The following is a 13,564-nucleotide window of genomic DNA, read 5'->3' as shown; positions in this document are numbered from 1 at the left end:
TCGTTTCAGGCCCCGGGCTTCAGGTCCCGGGCGTCGCCCGCCCCCGCTGGCGAACCGCCTCGAAGAGGCTGATGCCGGTGGCCACCGAGACGTTGAGGCTAGAGACGCTGCCGGCCATGGGCAGCTTGACCAGCTGGTCGCAGGCCTCGCGGGTCAGGCGGCGCATGCCCTTGCCTTCGGCCCCCATCACCAGCGCCGTGGGCCCGGTGAGGTCGACCTCGAAGATCAGCGATTCGGCCTCACCAGCGGTGCCGGTGACCCAGACGCCGAGCGACTTGAGCCTGGCCAGGGCACGAGAGAGGTTGGTGACCTGATAGACCGGCACGCTCTCGGCGGCACCGCAGGCGACCTTGCGCACCGTGGCGTTGAGCGGCGCGGCCTTGTCCTTGGCCACGATCACCCCATGCACCCCGGCGGCATCGGCACTGCGCAGGCAGGCGCCGAAGTTGTGCACGTCGGTGATACCGTCGAGCACCAGCAGCAGCGGGGGCGTCGCATGGGGCCAGGCCTCCAGGCGGAACCACAGTGCATTCTCGGCCTCGAACGCCAGCGGCGTGGTGAAGGCCACGACACCCTGGTGGGCGGCGCCCTGGGCCAGGCGGTCGAGCTCGTCACGCGGACGCGATTGGATGCGGGCGCCGCCGCGGCGGGCGACCTCGACCAGTTCGGCCAGGCGCGCCCCCGCACTGCCCTCCTGCACCCACAGTTCGCGAGGCGTCTCGCCGCGTTCGATCAAGGCACGCACGGCGTGGACGCCGAATACCGCCTCCAGGCCACCGGGTGCGGCGGGCTTGCCGGCGGCAGGCCGGTGGGGTCGCTTGTGCTTCATGGTTATCGCTTCATCGAGGGTCACACGGCGGGCCCGGTGGCCCGCCACAGGATTCAGCGCCGCGAACGGCGCCGACGGTTGCCGCTGCGCTTGCGGCCATCGCCCTTGTCGGACTTGTCGCCCTTGGCGGCGGTGTCGCCCCGGGATGCCTCGGCCTTGGGCGGCTTGCCACCGGCGCTGGCGCGCCCCTTGGCAGGCGCATCATCCACCGCACGGCGCCGGCGCGGCGCACGCTGGGGGCGCGGCTTGTCGTCGGCCAGGGCGAAGTCGATCTTGCGATCGTCCAGGTCGACCCGGGCCACCTGCACCGTGACGCCGTCGCCGAGGCGGTAGCTCATGCCACTGCGCTCGCCCTTGAGGCGGTGCTTCTCCGGCTCGTAATGGTAGTAGTCGGAGGGCAGCGAGGTGACGTGGACCAGCCCCTCGACATAGACCTCGTCGAGCCGCACGAAGATGCCGAACTGGGTCACCGAGGCGATGGTGCCGTCGTAGACCTCGCCGAGCTTGTCGGACATGAACTCGCACTTGAGCCAGTCCTCGACGTCGCGGGTGGCATCGTCGGCACGGCGCTCGGTCATCGAGCAGTGCTCGCCGAGTTCGAGCATCTGCTCGAAGGTATAGGGCGCCCACTTGCTGGGTGGCTCCACCGCCGCCCCGTCGGCACGCAGTACCGTATTGGTCTGGCGCGGCCCACGGATCACCGAGCGGATGGCGCGATGCACCAGCAGGTCCGGGTAGCGCCGGATCGGCGAGGTGAAGTGGGCATAGGCCGGATAGGCCAGGCCGAAGTGGCCATCATTCTGGGGCGAATAGACCGCCCGGCTCATGGAGCGCAGCATCACCGTCTGGATGACGTCGGTATCGGGACGCCCCTTGATGGCCTCGGCCAGGTCACGATAGTCCTGGGGACTCGGGTCGTCGCCGCCGGCCAGCGACAGGCCCAGTTCGTTGAGGAACAGGCGCAGCTTGTCGAGGCGCTCCGGCGAGGGCTTCTCGTGGATGCGGTAGAGGGCCGGCAGGTCATGCTTGTCGAGGAAGCGCGCGGTGGCCACGTTGGCCGCCAGCATGCACTCCTCGATGATCTTGTGGGCATCGTTGCGGGAGCGCGGCACGATCTTCTCGATCTTGCGCTCGTCATTGAAGACGATGGCCGTCTCGGTGGTCTCGAAGTCGATGGCGCCCCGCTCGACCCGGGCCTCGCGCAGCAGCCGGTAGAGGGCGTGCAGGTTCTTCAGCGACGGCACCAGCTCGCTGTACTCCTCGCGCAGGGCCTCGCCCTCCTGCCCCTCGTCGTCGAGGATCGCCGCCACCTTGTTGTAGGTGAGGCGCGCATGGGACTGGAACACCGCCTCGTAGAAGCGGTAGCGACTGATGGCACCGCTCTGGGAGATATTCATCTCGCAGACCAGGGCCAGGCGATCGACGGCCGGGTTGAGCGAGCAGAGCCCGTTGGAGAGCAGCTCCGGCAACATCGGCACCACCTGTCCCGGGAAGTAGACAGAGTTGCCGCGGCGGATCGCCTCCTGGTCCAGGGCGCTGCCCGGTCTCACATAGTGGGAGACGTCGGCAATGGCCACCAGCAGCTTCCAGCTCCCGGACTTGGTCTTCCAGGCGCAGACGGCGTCATCGAAGTCCTTGGCGCTCTCGTCGTCGATGGTCACCAGCGGCACGTCGCGCAGGTCGATGCGCCGATGCGTGTCCTCCTCGGCCACCTCGGCGGACATGCCGGCGATCTGGTCGTGGACCTCCGGCGGAAATTCGGCGGGGATCTCGTAGCTGCGGATGGCGATATCGATCTCCATCCCGGGATCCATGCGCTCGCCCAGCACCTCGATCACCTCGCCCACCGGCTGCACCCGGGTCTCGGGCTGCTTGACGATGTGCGCCGAGACCACCTGGCCATCCTTCGCCCCCCCACAGGCGCTGTGGGGAATGATGATCTCCTGGGTAATGCGGGCATTCTCGGGGATCAGCACACCGAACTCGGGGGTGTTCTGGCGATAGACGCCGACGATGGTCTGGGTGTTGCGCGCCAGCACCTCGGCGATGGTGGCCTCGTCGCGGCCGCGGCGGTCGCGACCGCTGACACGTGCCAGCACGTGATCGCCGTGGAAGACACGGCGCATCTGCCGCGGCGGCAGAACCAGATCAGGCTTCTTGCCGTCGTCACGCAGCAGGAAGCCGAAGCCGTCACGGTGCCCCAGCACCTTGCCCTTGATCAGGTCGAGCTTGTCGATCAGCGCGTAGGCACCGGCACGGTTGCGCAGCACCTGGCCATCGCGCTCCATGGCCGCCAGCCGGCGACGCACCGCCTCCTGGAGCTCCTCATCCTCGAGGCCCAGCTGCTGGCTCATCCTCTCGTGGGTGATCGGCTTGCCGACCTCCTCCAGACGGGCGAGCAGGTACTCGCGGCTGGGGGCGGGCTTGTCATACTTGTGGGCTTCGCGTTCCGCGTGCGGATCGTCGCTGAGCGTCCAGTGGGTCATGCGCGGTGCATCCTTGGCAGGGTCGGGGACGACATGAGTAAGGAGGCGCTCGAGCGCCGCGGGAACGAGGTGTTGCTTGGGGATTCATTGATCATTGCCGCAGTATAGCGCCGCGGGCGCGGCCACCCAACCTTGGCGGGCCCCTCGAGGCTGGAAAAAAACACCTCGCGGCCATCCTGCCTCTTGCAAAGCCGGCGAATTCGGGTACCATACGCGTCGCCTGCCCAGATGGCGGAATTGGTAGACGCGCTAGCTTCAGGTGCTAGTGTCCTTACGGACGTGGAGGTTCAAGTCCTCTTCTGGGCACCATCGCTCTTTTACAGTACGACTCGCTCGTGTTCGCCCAGGTGGCGGAATTGGTAGACGCGCTAGCTTCAGGTGCTAGTGTCCTTACGGACGTGGAGGTTCAAGTCCTCTCCTGGGCACCACTCCTTCGGAGACGCGGACACGACGAGATGCATGATGCGCCCAGGTGGCGGAATTGGTAGACGCGCTAGCTTCAGGTGCTAGTATCCTTACGGATGTGGAGGTTCAAGTCCTCTCCTGGGCACCATTTTTTAGCGTCATGCAGGCTGGATCAGACGATACACACAGGAAACCGCGACATGGATCGCGGTTTTTTTGTGCCTGCTCGATGGATTTACTCGAAGCGCCCGGGTCGATTTGCGACCTCCTCCAGCGCCCAGCCACGGGTACTCACCCGGCCCTCCAGCGCCTCGGCGGCCGCTGCCGGCAGGTTGGGAAAGAAGTCGAGTCCGGTTCGCGCCTCCAGTTCGTCGATGCTCACCAGAAAGTCATCCAGCGGCTCGTCGCCGCGCACTCCCTGAGGCATCAGGAAGGCCAGCGCCCGGGGGCGCTCGGCGGGCACCACGATGATCTTGTAGAAGGCCTCGGGAACCTCCACGAAGCCGACCCGGTTGAAGACGTTGTCGAGGAAGCCCTCGGGGAATACCGGCCCGGTTATCACCTGCACCGCGCCGAAGCGAGGCACGAAGTGGTCCATCACCACCTCCTCCAGGCGCTGCCATAGCCGTCGATTGAGATCGGGACGCTGAGGCGTCATGTTGCTCATGTAGAAAGTGTCGAGCTGGGCATCACGACCATGCACCGCGGCGATGGCGTAATTGGGCGCCAGGTGGCCGCGGTCGAAGCCGCTGCCGGCATAGTGGTCGGTACCGATGGGCCACAGGGTGCGCCAATCCTGGCGAAACCCGGGGCGCGGCCCGGATCGGGGATCCTCCACCGCCTGGAGTCGATAACTGACCCACAGCGGATTGACCCGCACATCGGACCAGCCCACCAGGAAACCTTCATTGCGCAGCACACGGTGGAAGCTGGTGGGCGATACCTGCTGCCATTCGGGCACGCCCATCCACACCAGGGAATCACGCAGCTCGCGGGCCTGAAAATGCCACAGGCCGGTACCCACGGCCACGAACAGCAGGCTGACGGCAAGGCGCCGCAGCGGTCGGCCACGGCGCAACAGGGGGGAACGTCGGCGACTCATCCGTGAATGGCTTTCCGATAGAGGGACAGGGAACTACAGGTGAAGGCAGGCGCGGCAGGCCGCCGCTACATCGCTGGCGGCGAGCCGCGACTCAGGCTACCAGCCCAGCGAGAACATGGTCTCCAGGTCGTGGCGGGAGTGCACCTGCATGGCATTCAGCGTCTCGGTGTCGCGGATGCCCTCCACCGCATTGAGACGTCCGGTGACCAGCTCTGCCAGGCTCTCGAAGTCGCGCGTACGGGCGATGGCCACCAGGTCATAGCGACCGCAGGTGGAGTAGACCTCGCTGATCCCCTCCACGTCGGCCAGGCGCTCGGCCACCGACTTGACCTGTCCCTTCTCGGCATTGATCAGGATCACGGCATTCTGCATCGGGCTCTCTCCAGCTTGCGCCCCGAGGGCGGAGTGGGTGGCGGGCATTCATCGACGGCTGCCCGGGGGCTGGCATCGAGTATATCAGTGCCGGGGGCCGGGAAGAATCGCGAGTGGCCAGACACCTCGCGTGACTGCGACAAGCCGTCGCAGCCACGTGTTCGCATGAGCCCGGCGCCTTGACTACCATGGGTTGACGAACTCCTCCGGCAGCCGACTGTCGGAGTTCGAGAGGTGGGTCACCACCCGAGGATAGCGGGCAGACGCCCGACCGTGACTGGCAACGAGACAATAAGGAGATTCCATGGCTAACCACAGCCGTCGTGATTTCATGCGTAACAGCCTGCTGGGCATGGCTGCCCTGCCGCTGGGTGCCGGCATCCTGTCCAAGAGCGCCTTCGCTCAGGACCTGCCGCCGCTGGACCCCTCCGCCGAGCAGGCCCAGGCCCTCAACTACGTCAAGGATGCCACCGAGGCCGCCGATCACCCTGCCTATGCGGAAGGCGAGCAGTGCGACAACTGCATGTTCTTCCAGGCCGACACCAATGGCTGCCAGCTGTTCCCCCAGAACAGCGTCGAGCCGGCGGGCTGGTGCCAGTCCTGGACCGCCCAGAGCTGATATCCGGACGGCTCCGGCCGCTACCCGGCATAAGCGAGGACCCGCGCCCAGGCGCGGGTCCTGTCGTTGAAGGAAGGCAAAAGGGTAACGGCCAGTGACAGGCGTGCCGCACCGGGTCAGGCGCGCTCGGCATCCTCCTCGTCCGGTAGCGGCCACTGGTAGCGCCGCACCACATGCTCGCCCTGGATCGACTCCAGGTGCACCGGGAACCCCCACAGCTGATGCAGGTGGCGGATTACCGGATAGACGCTGCGCGCCAGCGGGCGGCGATCATCCTGTATATGGTGCAGGGTCAGCGAACGGTCGCCGCGGATATCCGCCGAGTAGACCTGGATATTGGGCTCACGCACGGACAGGGCGTAATGAGCCGCCAGCGCCTCGCGGATGCGCCGGTAGCCCCGCTCGTCATGGATTGCCGTCACCTCCAGCATCTCTTCATGGTCGTCGTCGAGCACCATGAACAGCTTGAGGTCGCGGATTACCTTGGGCGACAGGAACTGCTGGATGAAGGACTCGTCCTTGAAGTTCTTCATGGCGAACTCCAGGGTCTCGCGCCAGTCGCTGCCGGCGGTATCGGGAAACCAGAGGCGGTCCTCCTCGGTGGGGGCCTCGCAGAGGCGTCTGAGGTCGCTGAAGATGGCGAATCCCAGCGCATAGGGATTGATGCCGTTGTACCAGGGGCTGTCGAAGGCGGGCTGCTGCACCACCGCCGTATGGGACTGCAGGAACTCCAGCATCAGCCCCTCATCCACCGCCCCCTCTTCATAGAGCCGGTTCATCAGGGTGTAGTGCCAGAAGGTGGCCCATCCCTCGTTCATCACCTGGGTCTGGCGCTGGGGATAGAAGTACTGGGCCAGCTTGCGCACGATGCGCACCACCTCGCGCTGCCACGGCGCCAGCAGCGGCGCATTCTTCTCGATGAAATAGAGCAGGTTCTCCTGGGGCTCCGACGGGTAGCGCCCCCCCGAGTGCAGGCCCAACGGGTCTTCGGTGTCCTGTGCGTCGCCCAGCGCCTCTGGCGAGGGGCGCCCCGGGATGGTGCGCCATAGGGTGTTGACCTGGGCCTGCAGCAGCTCCTCGCGCTCCTTCTGGCGACGCACCTCCTCCTCGGTGGAGATCGGCGAGGGCCGCTTGTAGCGATCGACGCCGTAATTCTGCAGGGCGTGGCAGGCATCCAGCAGCTGCTCGACGGCGGCGACCCCGTGACGCTCCTCGCACTCGGCGATGTATTTCCGGGCGAACACCAGGTAGTCAATGATCGAGCCGGCATCGGTCCAGGTACGGAACAGGTAGTTACCCTTGAAGAAGGAGTTGTGGCCATAGCAGGCGTGGGCCATGACCAGCACCTGCATCATCAGGGTGTTCTCCTCCATCAGGTAGGCGATGCAGGGGTCAGAGTTGATCACCAACTCGTAGGCCAGCCCCATCTGGCCGCGGCGATAGGCCTGCTCCACGGCCAGGAATTGCTTGCCGAATGACCAGTGGTGGTAGCCCACCGGCATGCCCACGCTGGCGTAGGCATCCATCATCTGCTCGGAGGTGATCACCTCGATCTGGTTGGGATAGGTATCCAGGCGATACTCGTCTGCCAGGCGGGCAATCTCCCGCTCGAACTCGGCGAGTATCTCGAAGCTCCAGTCGGATCCCGTGGCGATGGGCTTGCGTCGGGTCATCTTGCCTCCTCGGCCGCTGACCGGCCCTCAACCGCCGGTGACGCGGCGCTTGAACAGCTCGCGGAACACCGGGTAGATATCTCCGGCCTCGACGATCTGGCGCATGGCGAAGCGCGCCGGAAACTCGGCGGCCACGCTCTCGTACTCCTCCCACAGCGCCTGATGGGCGTGGGGAGTGATCTCCACGTAGGTGAAGTACTGCAGCCGCGGCATGAGCTTGCTGATCAGCAGGTCGCGGCAGGCCACCGAGTCGTCGTCCCAGTTGTCGCCGTCCGAGGCCTGGGCCACGTAGAGGTTCCACTGCCCAGGCGGGTAACGCTCGGCAATGATCTCGTCGACCAGGGACAGGGCGCTGGAGACGATGGTGCCGCCGGTCTCCCGGGAGTAGAAGAACTCCTCCTCGTCGACCTCCCGGGCGGCGGTGTGGTGGCGCACGAAGACCAGCTCGACCTTCTCGTAGTTGCGCTCGAGGAACAGGTAGAGCAGCAGGAAGAAGCGCTTGGCGATGTCCTTGTGGGCCTGGGTCATGGAGCCGGAGACGTCCATCACGCAGAACATCACCGCCTTGCTGGAGGGCTGGGGCTGGTTGACCAGGTGGTTGTAGCGCAGGTCGTAGGTATCGATGAAGGGCACCGCCTCGAGACGCTTCTCGAGGCGCTCCACCTCGGCCCTGAGCTCATTGATGCGAGCCGGATTACGTAACACCGGGTCCTTGCGCTCCTCGGCCTCCAGCGCCTCGCGGGCCTCGCGCAGGGCACGCCGGATCGGCGCGCGCATGGCGATGCGCCGGGCGTGGGCCTCGCGCATGGAGCGCACGATATTGATCCGCGCCGGCACCCCCTCCTTGGAGACCCCGGCGCGCACCGGGCGCACCTCGTCGAGATCCACCAGCGCCTTGCGCTCCAGGTGGGGCAACTCCAGGCCATCGAAGACGAAGTTAAGGAACTCCTCCCGGGAGAGGGTGAAGGCGAACTCGTCCACCCCCTCGCCCTGGTTCGAGGCGCCGCCCTCCCCCGCGCCGTCACCGCTGCCGCCACCGCCGGGGCGGCGCATGCGGTCGCCCTCGACGAACTCCTTGTTGCCTGGCGCGACGATGCGACGCTTGCCACCGGCGCCGTGCTGGAAGACGGGCTCGGAGATGTCACGGGCGGGTATCGAGACCTTCTCGCCGCGCTCCATGTCGGTGATCGAGCGGCGATTGACCGCCTCCTCCACCGACCGCTTGATATGGGTGCGATAGCGGTCGAGGAAGCGCTGGCGGTTGACCGCGCTCTTGTGCTTGGCATTGGCCCGTCGGTCGATGAAGTAGCTCATGGCAACTCTCCTGCCCGCCGCGGGGGTCTGCCGCCACGGCGCAGCGTCGGGCTACTGGGACTTGCGCACCCGCAGGTACCACTCGGAGAGCAGGCGCACCTGTTTCTCGGTGTAGCCGCGCTCCACCATGCGAGCCACGAAGTCCTCGTGCTTCTTCTGGTCAGCACTGGAGGCCTTGGCGTTGAAGGAGATCACCGGCAACAGCTCCTCGGTGTTGGCGAACATCTTGTGTTCGATCACCCCACGCAGCTTCTCGTAGGACTGCCAGCTGGGGTTCATGCCGTTGTTCTGGGCACGCGCCCGCAGCACGAAGTTGACCACCTCGTGGCGGAAGTCCTTGGGATTGGAGATGCCCGCCGGCTTCTCGATCTTCTCCAGTTCCTCGTTGAGAGCCTGGCGGTCGAGGAACTCGCCGGTCTCGGGGTCGCGGTACTCCTGGTCCTGGATCCAGAAGTCGGCGTAGGTGACATAGCGGTCGAAGATGTTCTGGCCGTACTCGGAGTAGGACTCGAGGTAGGCCGTCTGGATCTCCTTGCCGATGAAGTCTACGTAGCGCGGCGCCAGGAACTCCTTGATGAAGCGCAGGTAGCGCTCGAAGGTCTCGCGCGGCAGCTGCTCCTGCTCCAGGCGCTGCTCCAGCACGTAGAGCAGGTGCACCGGGTTGGCCGCCACCTCGTGGCTGTCGAAGTTGAACACCTTGGAAAGGATCTTGAAGGCGAAGCGGGTGGAGAGCCCGTCCATGCCCTCGTCAACCCCGGCGGCATCACGGTACTCCTGGATCGACTTGGCCTTGGGATCGGTGTCCTTGAGGTTCTCGCCGTCGTAGACCCGCATCTTGGAGTAGATGCTCGAGTTCTCCGGCTCCTTGAGCCGCGAGAGCACCGAGAACTGGGCAAGCATGCGCAGGGTGTCCGGCGCACAGGGTGCCTGGGACAGCGACGAGTGCTCGAGTAACTTCTTGTAGATATTGATCTCTTCGGAGACCCGCAGGCAGTAGGGCACCTTGACCATGTAGACCCGGTCCAGGAAGGCCTCGTTGTTGCGGTTGTTGCGGAAGGTCTGCCACTCGCTCTCGTTGGAGTGGGCCAGCACGATGCCCTCGAAGGGGATCGCCCCCATGCCCTCGGTGGGGTTGTAGTTGCCCTCCTGGGTGGCGGTGAGCAGGGGATGCAGCACCTTGATCGGCGCCTTGAACATCTCGACAAACTCCATCAGCCCCTGGTTGGCTCGGCACAGGCCACCGGAGAAGCTGTAGGCGTCGGGATCGTCCTGGGAGTAGAGCTCGAGCTGGCGGATATCCACCTTGCCCACCAGCGATGAGATGTCCTGGTTGTTCTCGTCGCCGGGCTCGGTCTTGGAGATGGCGATCTGGTTGAGCCGCGAGGGATAGAGGCGCACCACCCGGAACTGGCTGATGTCGCCGCCATACTCCTTGAGACGCTTGGCCGCCCAGGGCGACATCACGCTCTTCAGGTAGCGGCGGGGAACCCCATACTCCTTCTCCAGCAGCTCACCATCCTCCTCCGGCGAGAACAGCCCCAGCGGCGACTCGTAGACCGGCGAATCCTTGATGGCATAGAAGGGCACCTTCTCCATCAACAGCTTGAGGCGCTCGGCCAGGGATGACTTGCCGCCGCCCACCGGCCCCAGCAGGTAGAGGATCTGCTTGCGCTCCTCCAGCCCCTGGGCGGCATGGCGAAAGTAGGCGACGATCTGCTCGATCGACTCCTCCATGCCGTAGAACTCGGCAAAGGCCGGGTAGCGGCGAATCACCTTGTTGGAGAAGATGCGTGACAGCCGTGGGTCCTTGGCCGTGTCGATGACCTCCGGCTCGCCGATCGCCTGAAGCATGCGCTCGGCGGCCGAGGCATAGGCCAGCGGTTCCTCGCGACACAGCTCCAGATACTCCTGCAGGCTCATCTCCTCCTGCTGGACGCGGGCGAAACGGTTCTGCACATGGTCGAAGATGCTCATCGATGCCTCCTTAAGCCCGATGGCTCGGCGCCGGCATGGGGGCGCACGAGAACAGGGTCACCTTCAGCGTAGGTCAGCGCGGCACACTATCGGCTGACATCCTGTCAACGCTTCTCTGTATCCCTATGAGCCCGCAACGGACTCATGGTTCGACACCGTCGGAGCGGAGCATTCAACGCAGCGGGCCTGCCATCACGATGACGGCAGGCCCGCAGCACAACGACCCGGCAACGCTCAGAGCGTGGCGGCCACCCGGGTCCCCTGGTCGATGGCACGCTTGGCATCGAGCTCACCGGGCTCGCTTGCGCCACCGACCAGATGCACCGCCACACCGGCCTCGCGCAGTGGCTCATAGAGCTCGCGTACCGACTCCTGGCCGACACAGACCACCACCGTATCGACCTCCAGCAGGCGTGGCTGATCGGCGTGACGGATATGCAGGCCGGCATCATCGATATGCCGATATTCGCAACCGGCAAGGGCCTCCACCCCGCGCTGCTTGAGCGAGGCGCGATGCACCCAGCCGGTGGTCTTGCCGAGCCCGCGACCGGGCTTGCTGGTCTTGCGTTGCAGCAGGAAGACCCGGCGCGGCACCTCCGGGGGACGCGGCGCCGTGAGTCCCCCGGGTGTGGAGACGGCGAGGTCCACGCCCCACTCCTCGCACCAGGCCTCGGCATCCAGCGACGGCTGGCCGACCTGGGTCAGCAGCTCGGCCACATCGAAGCCGATGCCTCCCGCTCCGATGATCGCCACCCGCGGCCCCACCCGTTCGGGATGCTGGATCGCCTCGGGATAGCCCATCACCTTGGGGTGATCGGCACCGGGCAGCTCGAGTCGGCGCGGACGCACGCCGCTGGCCAGCACCACCGCGTCGAAGTCGGCCAGCGTCGCCACCTCCGCGGCATGGTTGAGTCGCACCTCGACCCCGTGCTTGTCCAGCATCACCCGGAAGTAGCGCAGGGTCTCGGCGAACTCCTCCTTGCCGGGAATCTGGCGAGCATAGTGGAACTGGCCCCCGAGTTCGCCATCCCGCTCGAAGAGGGTGACCGCGTGACCACGTTCGGCCGCGGTCAGCGCGGCGGCCAGGCCCGCCGGCCCGCCACCCACCACGGCGATGCGGCGCGGCGTCGCCACCGGCTCGATGACCAGCTCGGTCTCGTGACCGGCTCGCGGGTTGACCAGACAGGAGGTGAGCTTGCCGGCGAAGGTGTGGTCGAGGCAGGCCTGGTTACAGGCGATACAGGTATTGATCTCGTCACTGCGTCCCGCCGCGGCCTTGCTGACCCAGGCCGGGTCGGCGAGGAAGGGCCGCGCCATGCTGACCATGTCGGCATGCCCTTCGGCCAGCACCCGCTCGGCGACCTCGGGCATGTTGATGCGGTTGGTGGTGATCAGCGGCAGGGAGACCGCGCCCTTCAGTCGCCGGGTCACCTCGGTAAAGGCTGCCCGGGGCACGCTGGTGACGATGGTGGGGATGCGCGCCTCGTGCCAGCCGATCCCGGTGTTGAGCGCATCCGCTCCGGCCGCCTCGATCGCCCTGGCCAGGGCCACCACCTCATCATGGGTGCTGCCCTCCTCCACCAGATCGATCATGGAGAGGCGGAAGATCACCAGGAAGTCGTCGCCGACCGCCTCGCGGATGCGCCGCACGATCTCCAGCGGGAAGCGGATACGCTGCTCGAACTCCCCGCCCCAGGCGTCATCGCGCTGGTTGGTGCGCCGACAGATGAACTGGTTGATCAGGTACCCCTCGGAACCCATCACCTCCACGCCATCGTAGCCGGCCCGCTTGGCAAGCGTGGCGCAGCGTACGTAGTCGTCGATCTGGCGCTCCACCTCCTCGCTGGTCAGCGCCCGGGGGGCAAAGGGGTTGATGGGCGCCTGGATCGCCGAGGGCGCTACCGGTTCCGGCGTATAGGCGTAGCGCCCGGCATGCAGGATCTGCATGCAGACCCGGCCACCCTCTCCGTGCACCGCCTCTACCACCCCGCGGTGATCATCCAGTTGCTCCTCGCGCTCCAGGGTTGCCGCCCCCTGGAAGACGGCCCCCTCAGGGTTCGGCGCGATGCCGCCGGTGACGATCAGCCCGACGCCCTCCCGGACGCGTTCGGCATAAAAGGCCGCCAGGCGCGCGAAACCACCCGGCACCTCCTCCAGGTTGGTGTGCATGGAGCCCATCAGGATCCGGTTGGGCAGGGTCAGATGACCAAGCTCGAGGGGGCGAAACAGGTGGGGATAGGCGGTCATGGTGGCGCTCCGGGCATTGTCGGGGAAGTTGTCATCGGACCGAATTCAAACAACTGTATGACAGCTGATGCAGGCGTGCAAAGCCTCGGGGCGCGGACGAGGCCAGCCCAGCATGGTGGCGAGAGACTCAGGAAGGGTCAGCAAGGGCAGACGGGGCGGTCAGCAGAAGCGGAAAAATGCCATGGCCGGAGATGAGTGGCGCACACACGAAGAAGCCCCGAGCAAGGCTCGGGGCTTCGGGAATTCGTGGCGATAATGGCGGACCGGACGGGACTCGAACCCGCGACCTCCGGCGTGACAGGCCGGCATTCTAACCAACTGAACTACCGGTCCGCGTGGTGGGTGATACCGGATTCGAACCAGTGACCCCCAGCATGTGAGGCTGGTGCTCTAACCAACTGAGCTAATCACCCACGCAATCGCACAAGTTACTGCACTATCTCAAGCAAGCTGCCAGGCCTTGATGGCGGACCGGACGGGACTCGAACCCGCGACCTCCGGCGTGACAGGCCGGCATTCTAACCAACTGAACTACCGGTCCGC

General features: G+C 66.0%; 9 protein-coding genes and 6 tRNA genes. 4 read left to right on the top strand and 11 right to left on the bottom strand.

Features of this window, described 5'->3' with window-relative positions; all coding sequences use genetic code 11:
* Positions 1-19: 19 nt before the first annotated feature.
* Together rlmB and rnr are read right to left on the bottom strand one after the other, a co-directional pair.
* Positions 20-829 (bottom strand): 23S rRNA (guanosine(2251)-2'-O)-methyltransferase RlmB, encoded by an 810-nt coding sequence (rlmB, locus tag GRB96_RS05815; RefSeq protein WP_161431256.1) that lies wholly within the window; start codon positions 827-829, stop codon positions 20-22.
* Positions 830-882: 53 nt separating this feature from the next.
* Positions 883-3,315 carry a ribonuclease R gene (gene rnr, locus GRB96_RS05810; protein WP_161431255.1) on the bottom strand — a complete coding sequence of 811 codons (2,433 nt, stop codon included), beginning with the start codon at positions 3,313-3,315 and terminating at the stop codon, positions 883-885.
* A gap of 222 nt (positions 3,316-3,537) precedes the next feature.
* On the opposite strand from rnr, the gene GRB96_RS05805 reads away from it, so the two are divergent.
* The 3 genes from GRB96_RS05805 to GRB96_RS05795 all read left to right on the top strand — a co-directional run bounded on the left by GRB96_RS05805 (position 3,538) and on the right by GRB96_RS05795 (position 3,868).
* Positions 3,538-3,624, top strand: a tRNA-Leu gene (locus tag GRB96_RS05805).
* A 32-nt stretch (positions 3,625-3,656) separates the two neighbouring features.
* Positions 3,657-3,743: transfer RNA gene (locus GRB96_RS05800), tRNA-Leu, on the top strand.
* A gap of 38 nt (positions 3,744-3,781) precedes the next feature.
* Positions 3,782-3,868, top strand: a tRNA-Leu gene (locus GRB96_RS05795).
* Positions 3,869-3,955: 87 nt separating this feature from the next.
* On the opposite strand, the gene GRB96_RS05790 is transcribed toward GRB96_RS05795, so the two are convergent.
* Positions 3,956-4,822, bottom strand: a complete 867-nt coding sequence (locus GRB96_RS05790; RefSeq protein ID WP_161431254.1) for a DNA/RNA non-specific endonuclease — start codon at positions 4,820-4,822, stop codon at positions 3,956-3,958.
* 96 nt (positions 4,823-4,918) lie between these two features.
* Complete coding sequence (locus GRB96_RS05785) at positions 4,919-5,194, bottom strand: Lrp/AsnC family transcriptional regulator (protein ID WP_161431253.1); 276 nt, start codon at positions 5,192-5,194, stop codon at positions 4,919-4,921.
* A 304-nt stretch (positions 5,195-5,498) separates the two neighbouring features.
* Here GRB96_RS05785 and GRB96_RS05780 point away from each other — a divergent pair, with 304 nt between their 5' ends.
* Complete coding sequence (locus GRB96_RS05780) at positions 5,499-5,813, top strand: high-potential iron-sulfur protein (protein WP_161431252.1); 315 nt, start codon at positions 5,499-5,501, stop codon at positions 5,811-5,813.
* 116 nt (positions 5,814-5,929) lie between these two features.
* Here GRB96_RS05780 and GRB96_RS05775 read toward each other — a convergent pair whose 3' ends face one another.
* From GRB96_RS05775 to GRB96_RS05745, 7 genes are all read right to left on the bottom strand, one after another.
* The gene (locus GRB96_RS05775) at positions 5,930-7,486 is read right to left on the bottom strand and encodes a SpoVR family protein (RefSeq protein WP_161431251.1); all 1,557 of its coding nucleotides are present in this window, start codon (positions 7,484-7,486) and stop codon (positions 5,930-5,932) included.
* A gap of 27 nt (positions 7,487-7,513) precedes the next feature.
* On the bottom strand, positions 7,514-8,800 hold the full coding sequence (locus GRB96_RS05770; protein ID WP_161431250.1) for a YeaH/YhbH family protein: 1,287 nt from the start codon (positions 8,798-8,800) through the stop codon (positions 7,514-7,516).
* Between the two features lie 51 nt (positions 8,801-8,851).
* Positions 8,852-10,774 (bottom strand): PrkA family serine protein kinase, encoded by a 1,923-nt coding sequence (locus tag GRB96_RS05765; RefSeq protein ID WP_161431249.1) that lies wholly within the window; start codon positions 10,772-10,774, stop codon positions 8,852-8,854.
* 234 nt (positions 10,775-11,008) lie between these two features.
* Positions 11,009-13,021 carry an NADPH-dependent 2,4-dienoyl-CoA reductase gene (locus tag GRB96_RS05760; RefSeq protein WP_161431248.1) on the bottom strand — a complete coding sequence of 671 codons (2,013 nt, stop codon included), beginning with the start codon at positions 13,019-13,021 and terminating at the stop codon, positions 11,009-11,011.
* Positions 13,022-13,277: 256 nt separating this feature from the next.
* Positions 13,278-13,354 (bottom strand) — tRNA-Asp (locus tag GRB96_RS05755).
* 3 nt (positions 13,355-13,357) lie between these two features.
* Positions 13,358-13,434, bottom strand: a tRNA-Val gene (locus GRB96_RS05750).
* Positions 13,435-13,485: 51 nt separating this feature from the next.
* Positions 13,486-13,562: transfer RNA gene (locus GRB96_RS05745), tRNA-Asp, on the bottom strand.
* Positions 13,563-13,564 lie beyond the last annotated feature (2 nt).

It is taken from the genome of Halomonas alimentaria (genome assembly GCF_009902005.1).
GTDB classification, from domain to species: Bacteria; Pseudomonadota; Gammaproteobacteria; order Pseudomonadales; family Halomonadaceae; genus Halomonas; species Halomonas alimentaria.
This window is presented reverse-complemented; position numbering and strand designations above follow the sequence as displayed.